The organism is Cupriavidus sp. HE11 (assembly GCF_056097175.1).
This window is the reverse complement of the sequence record NZ_CP184464.1, coordinates 625491-641667: the sequence shown is the minus strand read 5'-3', so window position 1 is coordinate 641667 and position 16177 is coordinate 625491. Positions and strand designations below refer to the sequence as shown.

Genomic DNA, 16177 nt, shown 5'->3' with positions numbered 1-16177 from the left:
GCTAAACGTGGGATTCCGGTGGGGCGGCCTCGGCGCTGCGCCAGGTGGCGCCAGACTGGCGCTTGGCGCCGTACATCGCGGCGTCGGCCGCATGCAGCAGCGCCGTGCCGTTGCGGGCGTGGAGCGGGTACACGGCCACGCCGATGCTGAGCGGTGCCACGATCGAGCCGCCGTCGGGCAGGCCCATCGGGCTGGTCATGGCGTCGAGGATGCCTTCGGCGATATGCACGGCGTCGTCGGGTTGGCGCAGCGCGCCGATCAGCACCGCGAATTCGTCGCCGCCCAGGCGGGCCACGCAGTCGCTGTCGCGCAGGCAGGTGCGGATGCGCTGGGCAATGCCGATCAGCACGGCGTCGCCGGCGGCGTGGCCGTGGCGGTCGTTGATGCCCTTGAAGTCGTCACTGTCCAGATAGAGCACGGCGGCGTACTGGTTGCGGGCCGCCGCTGCGCGCACGGCCAGGTCGAGCGCCTCGGTGAAAGCGGCGCGGTTGAGCAATCCTGTCAGGCTGTCATGTGTCGCGCGGTGCGCCAGCGAACGGTTCTCGTGCTGCAGCTGCTTCTGCCAGGCCTCCAGTTCGTCCAGCAGCACATTGAAATCCTCGGACAGCGCGTTGAGTTCCTCGATGCGGGCCGGCGGCATGCGCTGGCCGAACGCGCGCTCGGATCGCACGGCGTGGGTCACGTGCATCAGGTTTCGTAGCGGATCGACGATATTGGCCAGCATCCGGCTGGTCATATAGTGCGCGCCCACGGCCGTCAGCAGCAGGCAGGCCAACAGCCCCAGCGCCCCCTGCAGCAGGAAATGGAGCAGGGCGACGGGGTCGCCGGTCACGCGCACGCTGCCCACCTGCTGGGATTCGTGGATGACCGGCTGATTCACCGGCCCGGACGTCAGCAGGTCCCCGGCCAGCGCGCGCAGGCCCGGGAACCGGTCCTGGCCGGGCCGCTGCCACGTCGCCAGCGGCTGGTCGTCGCGATCGAAGACCGCGACGGCGGCCAGGTCCTCTGCGGCGGCGATGGCCGACAACGTATCGGCGGCGGCCGCTTCGTCGCGGAACACCACCGGAGCCTCGACCGTGTAGGCAATGGATCGTGCCACCAGCCGCAGGTTGTGATCGGCATAGGCGCGCAGCGCCGTCAGGCCCAGGAACGTCAGGGAAATGCCGGCAGTGAGCACGGCGATAAGCGCCACGCCCATGTGGATGCGGCGCAGCGCGCGATACAGCGTCGGCCGCGGGTGGACGCCAGGCGCTGGCCGGTCAGGCTGGCCGGCCTGGGCAGGCTGGGCCGCCTGCGGGGGGCGGGCGGAGGGGCGGCGGCCGGGCAGGTTCATGATGCCGGCACCTTGCGGCGTCCCAGTTGCAGGACGCCCGGATGCACATGGATGCCGCTGCGGGCGATGGCATCGAGATTGATACGGAACGATACCTGGTGCTCGCGGATGCTCAGGCAGAACATGCTGCCGCCCTCACACTCGAAGTCCTCTTCGGTCATTACCAGCACGGGCTTGCCGATGAAGTAGGCCGTCAGCGCCCGGCGGCGGGCGTCGTTCATCGCCCCCAGGTACAGGGCGTCGCATTCGGAGGCCAGGGATTCCGGCAGCGTATCGACCCGGCGGGCCTCCACGAGCCGGCCGGTGGACAGCGTGCCGCCTTCCATCAGCTTGCCGGCATAGCGCGCCGAACTGTCGATGCACAGCCGCACGGTTTCACGCTCGCCCGGCCAGCGCGCGTAGCTGAGCAGGCTCATGACCACGCGGGCGACGGCGTCGGGGCGCGAAACCGGCGCGGCCGGCACCGCTGGCGCGGACTGGCTGGCAGGCCCGGACGGGGCCATCGCCGGCAGGGGGCCGGATGCGGGGCCTGGCGGCGCCGACGCCTGGGCGGGCAGCGGCTGATAAACAGCCACCAGCAACGCCAGCAGCGCCAGGAACGCCGGCGGGGCCAGGCGTACACGGCGGCGCACGGCGCAGGAACGGGAAGATGGGCGTAACGCGGAGCGCGGCAATTGGGCGGCGGGCGAAGGTACGGTCGGACCGGCGGAACTGGCGGGTAGGAGACTCCATGAAGGTTTCGGCAGGATCTGCAAAAACTGTAGCCACAAACGCCTGCGTCCGCATCGGGGCCAGATGCCCTGGGCCGGGCGGCGGGATGGATGTGCTAGAGTTTTTGGCAACGCGCGCCTGCCAGCGTCTTGTCCTGTCGTGTTCGAACGGAGATACATCATGACGAGTGAAACCAGACCGCAACTGAAGGCATTTGTGCAAACCGCGCCCCAGGCCGGGCGCTATGTGTGGGTTATCGCGCTGGTGGACTTCGGCGCGCAGCAGATCCGGCGCGCCATGGTGTCGGACGACACCTTCACCACCGCCGACGCCGCCCGCGTGGCCGGCGAGGCCGAGCTGAAAGCGATGGCCGCCGATCACTGAGTCGGGCCGCCGCCTCCCCGGCACCCCAATCCCCCGGGCGGTAACGCCCAGACACGCTTTCTTACATCACACCGGACGGACGGTGGGTACACTGCTGCCCATTCGCGCACATTTTGTCTACGGTGTTTTTTAGAAAAAGAGGGGGTCACCTTGAATCGCCACGTTTTCCTGCGCGCCGCCGCCGGCGCCGCATTGCTCTGGTCGGCCGCGGCCTTCGCGCCCGCCGCGCTGGCCCAGGTCAATATCAATATCGGCATCGGTACGCCGCCGCCGGCGCCGATCTACGAGGCCGTGCCGGCGCCACGCGTTGGCTATGTCTGGGCACCGGGGTACTGGGTCTGGGATGACCACTATCGCAAGCACGCGTGGAAGCAGGGCCATTGGGTGTCCGCGCGGCCGGGCTATGTCTATGAGCAGCCGCGCTGGGTGCGGGCCAGCAACGGCTGGGTGATGCAGCCCGAGCGCTGGAACCGCGGTCCCGACTACGACCGCTATCACGGTCACGGGCACGATGACTACGACGGCGACCGCCCGCGTGGCGGCCCGCGCGGCTACCACTGCCCGCCGGGACACGCCAAGAAGGGCGAGTGCTAAGTCGCTGACTGCCGCGCCCGATGCCGTCGATCTCACGATGCGGTGCCGGGCGGTGGCAAGGCCATGCTAGGATTTCCGGGCTCAGCCGATCATCCGGAGACTCAACATGGCCAAGCAGGTCTTCTCACGCTCGCAGTACCTCGACATTCTGAATGACAGTCTGCGCCGGCATCCGGGTTTCCAGCCCGGCATGGCATTCGTGTTCCTGCCGCCGGGCGCCCACGCCAGCCAGGCGTCGGGCGTGGGATGCACCGGGCCGCTCGAGGCGTTGCCGGTCTATTGCGAGATCGAACGCGTGGCGTCCGGGCTGATCGAGGTGAAGGACCAGTAAGGTGGCGTTCGGCCAGGCGCGGGGCGGCTAGAGGTTACGGCACCAGCCCCCGGCCGTTGGCCCCGGCAATAAAAAAGCACCCCGCGGGGTGCTTTTTCGTTTGGCTTCAGCCTTCGTCTTCCTCGTCGTCGAGGAATTCGCGACGCAGCATCCAGTTCTTGATGGCTTCGTCGCAGACCTTCTTGAGCCGGCTCTTCTCGGGCAGCTTGTCGAACATCTGGAAGTTGACCAGCGCCATGCCGGCATCGGTGATGTAGAACAGGCGGTCCGGCTCGTCGTAGTGGACGAGGCGTCCGTCGATGCCCGACTCCTCGCTGTCGGCGGGCACGTCCTCCAGCTCCACGACGCGGCACGAGAAGCGCGGGTTGTGGGTGTGGGTCAGGTACTCGAATTCGTCGTGACTGACTTCACCGCCCTTGCTGGCGGTGATGGCGAAGCCCCAGATGAACCGGGGCATCGGCAGATCGGACAGATCATCAATCTCGTCCATGTCATCCATGTCGTCCATGGTGTTCTCCCTGATGCAATAGCCGGCATTATCGCCGAAGTCGCGCACCAAGGCAGCCCATTTGCTGCCTTTCAGGGGAATCCAGGGCGATTCAGGCGATCATGTAACCGCGAGCGAGCGCGCCAAAGTCCTCCAGTTCCCTGGCCTGCCAGGCGGCATCGTGGCCCAGTTCCTCGGCAAGGATCTCCGCCACGCGCGGCGCCCCGGCCAGTGCAGCACCGGCGTCGAGAAACAGCGCACGATTGCGCCGGCCCAGCACGTCTTCCACGCGGCGCGCCAGTTCGTGGCGGGCCGCGAAGCGGACGTGGGCCTCGGTCAGGCCCGAGGCCGCCACAACCATGGTGTCCGCGCCCGGCAGCGCATGCACCAGCGGCAGGTCCGCGCCGTAGTAGCGGTCGGGCGAGCCGGAGTTGGCGGGTGGCAGGTCGGCCGGCATGCCCACCGCGCCATGCAGCGGCAGGTCGGCGGTGCGGCAGGGCGCGGCGCGCAGCATCTGGCGCTGGATCGCGGTCTCGATCACGTCCTCGGCCATCTTGCGGTAGGTGGTCCACTTGCCGCCGGTGACCGTGATCAGGCCAGCCTTCGACACCACGATCGTGTGCTCGCGCGACAGCGACGCCGTGGACGATTCGCCGGTGGCCTTGACCAGCGGGCGCAGCCCGGCCCAGACGCTGGTGACATCGGCGCGCGACGGATCGCGCGCCAGGTAGCGTGCCGCGGTTTCCAGGATGAAGTCGATATCGTCGCCAGTGGCGCGCGGCTCCAGCGGCAGGTCCTTGCGCGGGGTATCGGTGGTGCCGACGATCACATGCCCGTTCCAGGGCACCAGGAACAGCACGCGGCCATCGTCGGTCTTGGGGATCAGGATGGCGCGGTCGCCGGGCAGGAAGCTGCGCGGGATGGTCAGGTGCACGCCCTGGCTGGGCGCCACCATCGTGCGGGCCTGGACGTCCTCCATCTGCCGTACCGCATCGACCCATACGCCGGTGGCGTTGATCACGCAGTCGGCGCACAGGTGGAAGGTGCCGGAGCCCAGCGCGTCTTCGGCAGTAACGCCGGTGATCACGCCGTTGCGCTGGGTCAGGCCCGAGACGCGCATGTAGTTCACCGCCGTACCGCCTACGTCGAACAGCGTGCGCATCAGTGCCATGGCCAGGCGCGCGTCGTCGAACTGGCCATCGAAATACAGGTTGCCGCCGCGCAGCGGACGGCCGCCCACGTGTTCGGCCAGGGTGGGTGCGGCTTCCAGCGTTTCGCGGTGGCTCAGCCAGCGGCTGCCTGACAGGTTCAGCCCGCCGGCCAGCATGTCGTAGACCTTCAGGCCGATGCCGTAGAACGGCTGGTCGAACATCTGGTAGGCCGGCACCACGAATCCGAGCGGCCACACCACGTGCGGTGCGTTGCGGGCCAGCAGGCCGCGTTCGTGCAGCGCCTCGCGCACCAGGCTGATATTGCCCTGGGCCAGGTAGCGTACGCCGCCGTGTACGAGTTTGGTGGCCTTGCTCGACGTGCCCTTGGCAAAGTCGGCTGCCTCCAGCAGCAGCGTGCGGTAGCCGCGCGCGGCGGCATCGAGCGCGGTGCCCAGGCCCGTGGCGCCGCCGCCGATGACGATGACGTCCCAGCGGGCCGTGCGCGACAGCGTATCGAGCAGTTCGGGGCGGGTGGGCGGCTGGACCGCAGGTACGGAGATTGGCATGTGTTCTTCAGGCAATCGGATTCAATGTGTGGTGTCTTCGCGGGCCCAGTCACGCGCGCGGTCCACCGCGCGATGCCAGCGGGCGATGCGGTGTGCGCGTTCGTCGGCCGACAACTTCGGCTCGAAGCGTTGCTCCACCTGCCACTGGCGGGTAATTTCCTCGGGATCGGTCCAGTAGCCGGTAGCCAGCCCGGCCAGGTAGGCCGCGCCCAGCGCGGTGGTCTCGGTCACGCGCGGCCGCACGACCGGCGTGCCGAGCAGGTCGGCCTGCATCTGCATCAGCAGGTCGCTGCGCGACGCACCGCCGTCCACGCGCAGTTCGGCCAGCGAGATGCCGGCGTCCTTCTGCATGGCATCGAGCACGTCCACGCTCTGCAGCGCGATCGACTCCAGCGCGGCGCGGGCGATATGCGGGCCGCCGGTGCCGCGCGTGATGCCCACCATCGTGCCGCGAGCAAAGGGGTCCCAGTGTGGCGCGCCCAGGCCGGCAAACGCGGGCACCAGCACCACGCCGCCGGTGTCCTCGCACTGGCGCGCGAGCGGGTCCACCTCGGGGGCGCTGTGGATCAGCCTGAGCCCGTCGCGCAGCCACTGGATCGTGGCGCCGCCCATGAACACGCCGCCTTCCAGGCAGTACTGGGTGTCCTGGCCGATCTGCCAGCCGATGGTGGTAATCAGCCGGTTGCGCGACGTCACCGGCTTGTCGCCCGTATTCATCAGGATGAAGCAGCCGGTGCCGTAGGTGTTCTTGGCCATGCCGGGGCGCAGGCAGGCCTGGCCGAACGTGGCCGCCTGCTGGTCGCCGGCGATCCCGGCGATGGGCACCTCCACGCCGAACAGGCGCCCCGACGTGCGCGCCACCTCGCCGCTGGACGGGGCTACCTCGGGCAGCAGGCTGCGCGGGATATCGAGGATGCCCAGCAGTTCGTCGTCCCAGCGGAAATCGTGGATATTGAACAGCAGCGTGCGCGACGCGTTGGACACATCGGTCACATGGCGCGCGCCGTCGGTCAGTTGCCAGATCAGCCAGCTGTCCACCGTGCCGAACGCCAGCTCGCCGCGCTCGGCGCGCTCGCGGGCGCCGTCGTAGTGGTCCAGCATCCAGCGCAGCTTGGTGCCCGAGAAGTAGGCGTCGATGATCAGGCCGGTCTTCTGCTGGAAGGTGCCGCCATGGCCGGCCGCCTGCAGCTCTTCGCACATCGGTGCGGTGCGGCGGTCCTGCCAGACCAGCGCGCGGCCCACGGGCTCGCCGGTCTTGCGGTCCCACAGCACCGTGGTTTCGCGCTGGTTGGTAATGCCGATGGCGCGCAGCTGCGAACCGCTGACGTTGGCATCGCCCAGCACCTCGTGGGCCACGGCCAGCTGCGACTGCCAGATTTCGTAGGGGTCGTGCTCGACGTGCCCGGGATGCGGATAATATTGCCGGAATTCGCGCTGGGCGATCCGAACCACATTGCCGGCGTGATCGAACAGGATGGCGCGCGAGCTGCTGGTACCCTGGTCCAGGGCCAGTACGTACTGCGGCGATTGCGTGGAATGCGTGGGTGTCATGCGGTCCATCCGTAACGGTGAATGTGTTTTCCCATGTCCGATATCGTTAGCGTAGTCGTTGCCGGCGTTGCCGCGCGCAGCCCCTTCGATCCCGCCGCGCACCTGCGGCTGCTGGCAGATGGTGTGCAGGTGGGCTGGTTGCCGCGGCACCATGCCGCCATCCTGCGCGCCATGGGCGATGTGCTGGGGCCGGAAAACGGGGCGGAAAGCGGCCGGGAGCCAGGGCAGGGCGCCGTGACGCTGCTGCCCGGCTGCACCACGCCGGCCGCGCGCAATGCCGCGCTGGCGACGCTGGCCCGGCAGCTGGCCGATGCGGGCCACGTGCGCGGCTGGCGCAACGAGCTGTTTGCCGTCACGCCGGCGCTCGACGCGGTGCCGTTCGCGGTGATCGAGCGGGCCGCCGCCCGCTTCCTTGGGCTGCTGACCTTTGCGTCGCACATGAACGGCATCGTGGCCGGGCAACGGGCGCTGTGGATCTCGCGGCGCAGTGCGGCCAAGTCGGTGGACCCAGGCATGTGGGACAACCTCGTGGCCGGCGGCATGCCGGCGGGCAGCGATCCGCTGGAGACGCTGGTGCGCGAATGCGACGAGGAATCGGGCATTCCGCCCGCGCTGGCAGGCCAGGCCGAGGCCCACGGAGTGATCGATGTGCTGCGTGAAATCCCCGAGGGCGTGCAGTGGGAACGCGTGTATGTATATGACCTGGTGGTGCCGGCCGACTTCGTGCCGCATAACCGCGACGGCGAAGTGGCCGAGCATCGCCATATCGATCCGGAGGCATTGCTTGCTATCATGGCGGGTCGTGCCATGACCGTCGACGCCACGCTGGTGACGCTGGATGCCCTCCGCAGACGCGGCTGGGCCGCCGTCCAGCCCTGAACACCAGGCATCGCGGCCAGGGCTTGCCTAACCCCGATTTGCCCAAGATGAGCACCACCGGATTTATCCTGACGCTTTCCTGCCCGGACCAGCCGGGCATCGTGCATGCCGTTTCCGGCCTGCTGTTCCAGCACGGCTGCAATATTGTCGATTCTGACCAGTACGGCGATGCGTTCACCGGCCGCTTCTTCATGCGCGTGCACTTCAGCACCGCCGCCGGCGGCCCGGAACTGGCCGAGCTGCGCGCCGCCTTCGCGCCCGTGGGCGACCAGTTCGGCATGCAGTGGGAAGTGTTCGACGCCACCGTGAAGCCGCGCGTGATGATCATGGTGTCGAAGATCGGCCACTGCCTGAACGACCTGCTGTTCCGCGCCAAGGCTGGCGGCCTGCCGGTCGAGATTGCCGCGATCGTGTCGAACCACCGCGATTTCTACCAGCTGGCCGCGTCGTACGACGTACCGTTCTTCCACCTGCCGCTGATGAATGCGTCGGCCGAGCAGAAGGCCGCGCAGGAAGCGCGCGTCTTTGAAGTGGTGCGCGACCAGAACATCGACCTCGTGGTGCTGGCGCGCTACATGCAGGTGTTGTCCGACGACCTGTGCCGCAAGCTGCAGGGCCGCGCGATCAACATCCACCACTCGTTCCTGCCCAGCTTCAAGGGTGCCAAGCCTTACTACCAGGCGCATGACCGCGGCGTGAAGCTGATCGGCGCGACCGCGCACTACGTGACGGCCGACCTGGACGAAGGCCCGATCATCGAGCAGGAAATCGAGCGCGTGGATCACAGCATGGACCCCGAGCAGCTGACCGCCGTCGGCCGCGACGTCGAGTGCGTGGCGCTGGCCCGTGCGGTCAAGTGGCACGCCGAGCATCGTATCCTGGTGAACGGCCACAAGACGGTCGTCTTCAAGTAAGCCCCGGCGCTGCCATCAGGCAGCCGCCCTCTTCCGCCAGCGGAAGGGGGCTGCGGGCAACCCGGGCGGATCTCACTCCCCATCCGCGACCACACATTTCACTCCGCTTTCCGCCAGCATCGTGTCGAACGGCGCGCGTAGCGGCTCGTCCGTAAACAGCCGGTCGATACTGGTCAGGGGCGCCAGCTCCACCATGGCACGGCGGTTGAACTTGCTGGCATCCGCTGCCAGCCATATCTCGCGCGAGTGTTCCATGATCGTGCGCGCCACCTTCACTTCCCGGAAATCGTAGTCGCGCAGCGTGCCGTCGGTCTCGATGCCCGAGATGCCGATCAGGCCGATATCCACCTTGAACTGACGGATGAATTCCACCGTGGCCTCGCCGATGATGCCGCGGTCCCGCGAGCGCAGTACCCCACCCGCCACGATGACTTCGCAATCGGGGTTGTCGGCCAGGATATTGGCGACATGCAGGTTGTTGGTAATCACGCGCAGGCCGCGATGATGGATCAGCGCCCGCGCGACTTCTTCCACCGTGGTACCGATGTTCAGGATCAGCGAGCAGCCTTCGGGTACTGCTGCCGCCACGGCGCGCGCAATGCGCACCTTGCCGTCGGCGTTGAGCGCCTGCCTCTGCCGGTAGGCAATGTTCTCGGTGGTCGACCCCTCCATGCGAACCCCGCCATGAAAGCGGGCCAGCATGCCGTTTTCGGCCAGCAGGTTCACGTCGCGCCGCACGGTCTGCAAGGTCACGCCGAACTTGCGCGCGAGTTCGTCGATGGAGGCAAAGCCCTGGGTGCGGACTTCCTCGAGAAGGGCGGTCTGGCGGGGATTAAGCGTCATGTCCGGCATTCTAGTTCAAACAGAAACGAAAACAAATGACGCGCTGCAGTATTGTTTTATGTTCGTTTTTGAGCTAAAACGAGCGGGTTGACTTGAAAAGTGCGCCTTGGCCGCGGTTTTCGGAGTGGCTGAGCAAGCACAGGAACATTGGAGACTGGATGCAGCTGAGCCTGGAAGGCATTGCGCAGCAAATGGGGTCGCAAGCCTATCTTTACCCGATGACGCTGGCCCCCGTGCCTGGCGCCGTCACCATCCTGCTGGGGACCACCCAGGCCGGCAAGACATCGCTGATGCGGGTCATGGCGGGGCTCGACAAGCCCGCGGCCGGCCGCGTGCGGGTCGATGGCGTGGACGTGACCGGCGTGCCGGTGCGCGAACGCAACGTGTCGATGGTGTACCAGCAGTTCATCAACTACCCGTCGCTGACCGTCTTCGACAACATCGCATCGCCGTTGCGGCTGCGGCGCGACGGCCGCGAGGCCATCGACGCCCGCGTGCGCAGCCTGGCGGGCCGGCTGCATATCGACCATTTGCTGGAACGCTACCCGTCGGAACTGTCCGGCGGCCAGCAGCAGCGCGTGGCCCTGGCGCGTGCCCTGGCCAAGAATGCACCGCTGATGCTGCTGGACGAGCCGCTGGTCAACCTGGACTACAAGCTGCGCGAGGAACTGCGCGAAGAGCTGACCCACCTGTTCGCGCAGGGCGATGCCACGGTGATCTACGCCACCACGGAGCCCGCCGAGGCGCTGCTGCTGGGCGGCTACACTGCCGTGCTCGATGCCGGTGAACTGCTGCAGTACGGCCCGACCCCCGAAGTCTTCCACTATCCGGCCTCGCTGCGGGTGGCGCGTGCCTTCAGCGATCCGCCGATGAACCTGGTGGAAGGCGTGCTGGAGGCCGGACGCGTGACGCTGCCCGGCCAGATCGCGATTCCGCTGCCCGAGGTCAATGCGCCGGGCGGTCCGGTGACGGTGGGCGTGCGCGCCGCCGCGCTGCGCCTGAAGCCGGTGCCCGGGGCAGTGGAAGTGCCGGGCAAGGTGGCCCTGGCCGAGCTGTCGGGCTCCGATACCTTCGTGCACGTCGATACGGCAGCCGGCAACCTCGTGGCCCAGTTCGCCGGGGTGCTCGACCTGCAGCTGGGCGCGCCGTTGTCGCTCCATATCGAACCGGGCCAGCTGTACCTGTTCAATGCCGCCGGCGACCGCATCCACGCGCCGCGCCGCCCGGGCGCCCTGGCCGATGTGGTCAGCGCGCCCGTAACCGAGTCGGGAGCCTGACATGGCGCGCATCGATCTCGACCTCGCCCATTCCTATGTGGCCGATCCGCAGAAGGACGAAGACTACGCGCTGCTGCCGCTGAACTTCACCTTCGAGGACGGGGGCGCCTATGCGTTGCTGGGCCCGTCCGGCTGCGGCAAGACTACGCTGCTGAATTGCATCTCGGGGCTGCTGCGCCCGTCGCAGGGCACTATCCGCTTTGACGGCAACGACGTCACCGACGCCTCGCCGCAGGCGCGCAATATCGCGCAGGTGTTCCAGTTTCCGGTGATCTACGACACGATGACGGTCGGAGAGAACCTCGCCTTCCCGTTGCGCAATCGCGGGGTGAGCGCGGCGCAGGTCAAGGAACGCGTCGGCAAAGTGGCCGAAATGCTAGACCTGTCGGCCTCGCTCGACCGCCGCGCCAGCGGGCTGGCCGCCGATGCCAAGCAGAAGATCTCGCTCGGGCGCGGGCTGGTGCGCCAGGACGTGTCGGCCATCCTGTTCGATGAACCGCTGACCGTGATCGATCCGCACTTGAAATGGCAACTGCGGCGCAAGCTCAAGGAAATCCATCACGAATTCCGGCTGACGCTGATCTACGTGACGCACGACCAGACCGAGGCGCTGACCTTTGCCGACCAGGTGGTGGTGATGTCGCGTGGCAAGGCCGTGCAGGTGGGATCTGCGGATGCGCTGTTCGAGCGGCCCGCGCACACCTTCGTGGGGCACTTCATCGGCTCGCCGGGCATGAACTTCCTGCCGGGCCAGTGGCGCGACGGCGCAGTGGAGGTGGCAGGGCGCCGCTACCTGCCCGAACTGCCGCCGCAGACGCTGTCGGCGCTGCAGTCCGCCGGCAACTTCAAGATCGGCGTGCGGCCCGAATACCTGCACCTGGCGCCCGAGGGCGACCCGCAGGCCCTGCCGGTGCGCGTGGAGCGCGCGCAGGACATCGGCACCTACTGGCTGATGACCTCGACGGTCAATCATGGCGAAGATGCCACGATCCGGGCCCGGCTGGGCACCGAGGCCGCCGCGCTGCGGCCCGGCGAAACCGCGTGGCTGTCGGTGTTCAACCGCCACACCTGCTTCTACATCAACGAGGAACTGGTCCCATGAAGCCCGTCAACCAGAAAGCCTGGCTGCTGGTACTGCCCGTGGTGATCTGCGTGGCGTTTTCGGCCATCCTGCCGCTGATGACCATCGTCAACTACTCGGTGCAGGACATCATCTCGCCCGAACGCCGCGTGTTCGTGGGCACCGAATGGTTTGCCACGGTGCTGCGCGATGGGGAACTGCACGATGCGCTGCTGCGCCAGCTTGGTTTTTCGCTGGCCGTGCTGTGCGTGGAGATCCCGATCGGCATCCTGCTGGCGCTGGCCATGCCGGCCAGGGGCTGGCAGGCATCGGCCGCGCTGGTCATCATCGCGCTGTCGCTGCTGATTCCGTGGAACGTGGTGGGCACGATCTGGCAGATCTTTGGCCGCACCGATATCGGCCTGCTGGGGGCGGCGCTCGACGGCATGGGCTTCGCCTACAACTACACCGGGAGCGCCCTGGATGCCTGGGTGACCGTGCTGGTCATGGACGTCTGGCACTGGACACCGCTTGTGGCGCTGCTCTGCTACGCGGGCCTGCGCGCGATTCCCGATGCCTACTATCAGGCGGCGCAAATCGATGGTGCATCCCGCTTTGCCGTTTTCCGCTTCATCCAGCTGCCCAAACTGCGCGGCGTGCTGATGATTGCGGTGCTGCTGCGCTTCATGGACAGCTTCATGATCTACACCGAACCGTTCGTGCTGACCGGTGGCGGACCCGGCAACGCCACCACGTTCCTGTCGCAGTACCTGACCCAGAAGGCGGTGGGGCAGTTCGACCTGGGGCCGGCGGCCGCGTTCTCGATCGTCTACTTCCTGATCATCCTGCTGACCTGTTTCGTGCTTTATAACTGGATGCAGCGCGCCGGCACGGCCGGCACCGAGGAGGTTCCCAATGGCTGACCGCAAGCTTCCCGGCCAGCGCCCGGGCTGGTGGCGTCCGGTCTTCCTGACGCTGTACCTGCTGTTCGCCATCGTGCCGATCTACTGGATGGTGAACATGTCGTTCAAGACCAACGAGGAGATCGTGTCGTCGCTGTCGCTGTGGCCGGCGGCCGTCACGCTGGAACACTACGTGACGATCTTCACCGATGCGTCGTGGTATTCCGGCTATATCAATTCGCTGATCTACGTTGTACTGAACACGGTGATCTCGATCTCCGTGGCGCTGCCGGCCGCCTACGCGTTCTCGCGCTACCAGTTCATTGGCGACAAGCACGTGTTCTTCTGGCTGCTGACCAACCGCATGACACCCCCGGCCGTGTTTTTGCTGCCGTTTTTTCAGCTTTATACGACGATCGGGCTGATGGACACGCACCTTGGCGTGGCGCTGGCCCACCTGGTATTCAACGTGCCGCTGGCCGTGTGGATCCTGGAAGGCTTCATGTCCGGCGTGCCGCGCGAGATCGACGAGACAGCCTATGTGGATGGCTATTCGTTTCCACGCTTCTTCCTGACCATCTTCCTGCCGCTGATCAAGGCCGGCGTGGGCGTGGCCGCGTTCTTCTGCTTCATGTTCAGCTGGGTGGAACTGCTGCTGGCGCGCACGCTGACATCGGTCAATGCCAAGCCGATCGTGGCGACGATGACGCGCACGGTGTCGGCGTCGGGCATGGACTGGGGCGTGCTGGCCGCGGCCGGCGTGCTGACCATCGTGCCCGGCGCGATCGTGATCTGGTTCGTACGGCACTACATCGCGAAGGGCTTCGCGATGGGCCGCGTATAAGGAGCCGCGATGCTGAACTGGATGGTATGGACTACCCCGGTAGCGGTATTTTTTACCCTGGTGGTGGTGATGCTGGTGGGTATGACGATCTGGGAGGTGCGCGCGCCAACCGTGGAGCGCAAGGGTTTTCTGCCGATAGCCACCACGCGGGGCGATCGCCTGTTCATCGGACTGATGTTCGCCGCGTGGATCAACCTGGCGTGGGTGGGCCTGGGCGAGAAGATGCAAGCCTGGTTCCAGCTGGCGGAGGAGCCGTCGGTATGGATCAGTGCGGCAATTTCGGCCGTGGTGCTGCTGGTCGTCATGCGCCGGGGCTGAGGCGCCAGCAAGACGGTCGCGGAGAAAGTCGCACAGAGGGTTGCGCAGAAGGTCGCAGGAATTTTCAACTGGTGTTGCTGTTCATGGGCTGCGAGATCTTGTCCCTTCCCCGGGGCCGCAACCCTGTGACAGAACCGGGGAAGGGTACCTGAGGAGACAACGAATGAAAGAGCGCGTGAAGTTGGGGATGTCGGCCCTGGCCTTTGCGGCCGCACTGACATGCGGGCATGCCGCGTGGGCCGACGAGGCTGCGGCGAAGAAGTGGATCGATAGCGAATTCCAGCCGTCGTCGCTGGCCAAGGACAAGCAGCAGGCCGAGATGAAGTGGTTCATCGATGCCGCCGCCAAGCTCAAGGCCAAGGGCGTGACGCAGATCAACGTGGTGTCGGAAACGATCACCACGCACGAGTACGAATCGAAGACGCTGGCCAAGGCCTTCGAGGAAATCACCGGCATCAAGGTCAACCATGACCTGATCCAGGAAGGCGACGTCGTCGAGAAGCTGCAGACGTCGATGCAGTCGGGCAAGTCGATCTACGACGGCTGGATCTCGGATTCCGACCTGATCGGCACGCACTATCGCTACGGCGCCATCCTGCCGCTGTCCGACTACATGAACGGCACCGGCAAGGAATTCACCAATCCGGGCATCGACGTCAAGGACTTCATCGGCACCAAGTTCACCACGGCGCCGGACGGCAAGCTGTACCAGTTGCCCGACCAGCAGTTTGCCAACCTGTACTGGTTCCGCGCCGATTGGTTCGCACGCAAGGACCTGCAGGACAAGTTCAAGGCCAAGTACGGCTATGACCTGGGCGTGCCGACGAACTGGTCGGCCTACGAGGACATCGCCAACTTCTTCACCAACGACGTGAAGGAACTGGACGGCAAGAAGGTCTTCGGCCACATGGACTACGGCAAGAAGGACCCGTCGCTGGGCTGGCGTTTTACCGATGCATGGCTGTCGATGGCCGGCTCGGCCGACAAGGGCCTGCCCAACGGCATGCCGGTGGACGAGTGGGGCATCCGCGTGGCGGAAGACAAATGCACGCCGGTAGGCGCCTCGGTGTCGCGCGGTGGCGCCACCAACAGCCCGGCCGCCGTCTATGCGCTGACCAAGTACATCGACTGGATGAAGAAGTACGCGCCGCCGCAGGCCATGGGCATGACGTTCTCCGAAGCCGGTCCGGTGCCCGCGCAGGGCCAGGTCGCGCAGCAGATCTTCTGGTACACGGCCTTCACCGCCGACATGACCAAGAAGGGGCTGCCGGTGGTCAATGCCGATGGATCGCCGAAGTGGCGCATGGCGCCGTCGCCGTACGGCCCGTACTGGAAGCAGGGCATGCAGAACGGCTACCAGGACGTGGGCTCGTGGACGTTCTTCAAGAACACCGACCCGAACCGTCTGGCCGCGGCGTGGCTCTACGCCCAGTTCGTGACGTCGAAGACGGTGTCGCTGAAGAAGTCGCTGACCGGCCTGACCTTTATCCGCGACAGCGACATCCACCACGAGTACCTGACCAAGAACGCGGCCAAGTACGGTGGCCTGATCGAGTTCTACCGCAGCCCGGCCCGCGTGGCCTGGACGCCGACCGGCAACAACGTGCCTGACTATCCGAAGCTGGCGCAGCTCTGGTGGAAGAACGTGGCCACGGCGGTGACGGGCGAGAAGACCCCGCAGGCTGCCATGGACAACCTGGCCGAGGAAATGGACCAGGTGATGGGCCGGCTGCAGCGTGCCGGCATGGCCCAGTGCGCGCCGAAGCTGAACCCGAAGAGCGATCCGACGAAGTGGCTGTCGTCGGAACACGCGCCGTGGAAGAAGCTCGACAACGAAAAGCCGAAGGGCGAAACCATCGCCTACGACAAACTGCTGCAGGCGTGGAAGGAGGGGCGAGTCCGCTGATCCTTCCCTGAACGGGGTGTTCAGCCTGCAGTGTGAAGCGGTGGCGCGTGTTGCGTCACCGCTTCATTTTTTTGTGGATCTGTTAAGGATTGGAACATTGCTGGTGCAGTCGGGGGTAAGGGGTGG

At 66.6% G+C, this 16177-nt stretch carries 17 protein-coding genes; 11 read left to right on the top strand and 6 right to left on the bottom strand.

The window, feature by feature from the left end; translation table 11 throughout:
- Window position 1: 1 nt before the first annotated feature.
- Together dgcN and yfiR are read right to left on the bottom strand one after the other, a co-directional pair.
- The gene (gene dgcN, locus ACOABP_RS02955) at window positions 2-1198 is read right to left on the bottom strand and encodes a diguanylate cyclase DgcN/YfiN (RefSeq protein ID WP_474227762.1); all 1197 of its coding nucleotides are present in this window, start codon (window positions 1196-1198) and stop codon (window positions 2-4) included.
- 131 nt (window positions 1199-1329) lie between these two features.
- A complete protein-coding gene (yfiR, locus tag ACOABP_RS02950) occupies window positions 1330-1965 on the bottom strand; it encodes a regulatory sequestration protein YfiR (RefSeq protein WP_474226894.1) in 636 nt (211 codons plus the stop codon).
- Between the two features lie 259 nt (window positions 1966-2224).
- Here yfiR and ACOABP_RS02945 point away from each other — a divergent pair, with 259 nt between their 5' ends.
- From ACOABP_RS02945 to ACOABP_RS02935, 3 genes are all read left to right on the top strand, one after another.
- Window positions 2225-2428 carry a hypothetical protein gene (locus ACOABP_RS02945; RefSeq protein WP_474226893.1) on the top strand — a complete coding sequence of 68 codons (204 nt, stop codon included), beginning with the start codon at window positions 2225-2227 and terminating at the stop codon, window positions 2426-2428.
- Window positions 2429-2578: 150 nt separating this feature from the next.
- Complete coding sequence (locus tag ACOABP_RS02940; protein ID WP_474226892.1) at window positions 2579-3022, top strand: YXWGXW repeat-containing protein; 444 nt, start codon at window positions 2579-2581, stop codon at window positions 3020-3022.
- 106 nt (window positions 3023-3128) lie between these two features.
- Entirely contained in the window at window positions 3129-3353 is a 225-nt protein-coding gene (locus ACOABP_RS02935; protein ID WP_066735801.1) for a hypothetical protein, read from the top strand.
- A 106-nt stretch (window positions 3354-3459) separates the two neighbouring features.
- Here ACOABP_RS02935 and ACOABP_RS02930 read toward each other — a convergent pair whose 3' ends face one another.
- The 3 genes from ACOABP_RS02930 to glpK form a co-directional block, all read right to left on the bottom strand.
- Complete coding sequence (locus ACOABP_RS02930; RefSeq protein ID WP_197497492.1) at window positions 3460-3843, bottom strand: hypothetical protein; 384 nt, start codon at window positions 3841-3843, stop codon at window positions 3460-3462.
- A gap of 109 nt (window positions 3844-3952) precedes the next feature.
- Window positions 3953-5557, bottom strand: a complete 1605-nt coding sequence (locus ACOABP_RS02925; protein WP_474226891.1) for a glycerol-3-phosphate dehydrogenase/oxidase — start codon at window positions 5555-5557, stop codon at window positions 3953-3955.
- A 21-nt stretch (window positions 5558-5578) separates the two neighbouring features.
- A complete protein-coding gene (gene glpK, locus ACOABP_RS02920; RefSeq protein WP_474226890.1) occupies window positions 5579-7108 on the bottom strand; it encodes a glycerol kinase GlpK in 1530 nt (509 codons plus the stop codon).
- Between the two features lie 33 nt (window positions 7109-7141).
- Here glpK and ACOABP_RS02915 point away from each other — a divergent pair, with 33 nt between their 5' ends.
- Both ACOABP_RS02915 and purU read left to right on the top strand, forming a co-directional pair.
- Window positions 7142-7987, top strand: a complete 846-nt coding sequence (locus ACOABP_RS02915) for an NUDIX hydrolase (RefSeq protein WP_474226889.1) — start codon at window positions 7142-7144, stop codon at window positions 7985-7987.
- 47 nt (window positions 7988-8034) lie between these two features.
- Window positions 8035-8901, top strand: coding sequence for a formyltetrahydrofolate deformylase (purU, locus tag ACOABP_RS02910; RefSeq protein WP_066735811.1), 867 nt, complete (start codon window positions 8035-8037; stop codon window positions 8899-8901).
- A 72-nt stretch (window positions 8902-8973) separates the two neighbouring features.
- On the opposite strand, the gene ACOABP_RS02905 is transcribed toward purU, so the two are convergent.
- Window positions 8974-9744: a DeoR/GlpR family DNA-binding transcription regulator gene (locus tag ACOABP_RS02905; protein WP_197497493.1), complete on the bottom strand. Its 771-nt coding sequence runs from the start codon at window positions 9742-9744 to the stop codon at window positions 8974-8976.
- A 158-nt stretch (window positions 9745-9902) separates the two neighbouring features.
- Between ACOABP_RS02905 and ACOABP_RS02900 the strand changes: the two genes are divergently transcribed.
- From ACOABP_RS02900 to ACOABP_RS02875, 6 genes are all read left to right on the top strand, one after another.
- Window positions 9903-11021, top strand: coding sequence for an ABC transporter ATP-binding protein (locus ACOABP_RS02900; RefSeq protein ID WP_474226888.1), 1119 nt, complete (start codon window positions 9903-9905; stop codon window positions 11019-11021).
- A gap of 1 nt (window position 11022) precedes the next feature.
- Window positions 11023-12123 (top strand): ABC transporter ATP-binding protein, encoded by a 1101-nt coding sequence (locus ACOABP_RS02895; protein WP_474226887.1) that lies wholly within the window; start codon window positions 11023-11025, stop codon window positions 12121-12123.
- On the top strand, window positions 12120-13004 hold the full coding sequence (locus ACOABP_RS02890; protein ID WP_474226886.1) for a carbohydrate ABC transporter permease: 885 nt from the start codon (window positions 12120-12122) through the stop codon (window positions 13002-13004). Before ACOABP_RS02895 ends, ACOABP_RS02890 begins: the two co-directional genes overlap by 4 nt.
- The gene (locus ACOABP_RS02885; protein ID WP_066735817.1) at window positions 12997-13827 is read left to right on the top strand and encodes a carbohydrate ABC transporter permease; all 831 of its coding nucleotides are present in this window, start codon (window positions 12997-12999) and stop codon (window positions 13825-13827) included. The genes ACOABP_RS02890 and ACOABP_RS02885 overlap by 8 nt, the downstream gene beginning before the upstream one ends.
- Before the next feature lie 9 nt (window positions 13828-13836).
- The gene (locus ACOABP_RS02880) at window positions 13837-14145 is read left to right on the top strand and encodes a DUF2160 domain-containing protein (RefSeq protein ID WP_474226885.1); all 309 of its coding nucleotides are present in this window, start codon (window positions 13837-13839) and stop codon (window positions 14143-14145) included.
- 175 nt (window positions 14146-14320) lie between these two features.
- The gene (locus ACOABP_RS02875) at window positions 14321-16051 is read left to right on the top strand and encodes an ABC transporter substrate-binding protein (protein ID WP_474227761.1); all 1731 of its coding nucleotides are present in this window, start codon (window positions 14321-14323) and stop codon (window positions 16049-16051) included.
- The last annotated feature ends 126 nt before the right edge of the window (window positions 16052-16177 follow it).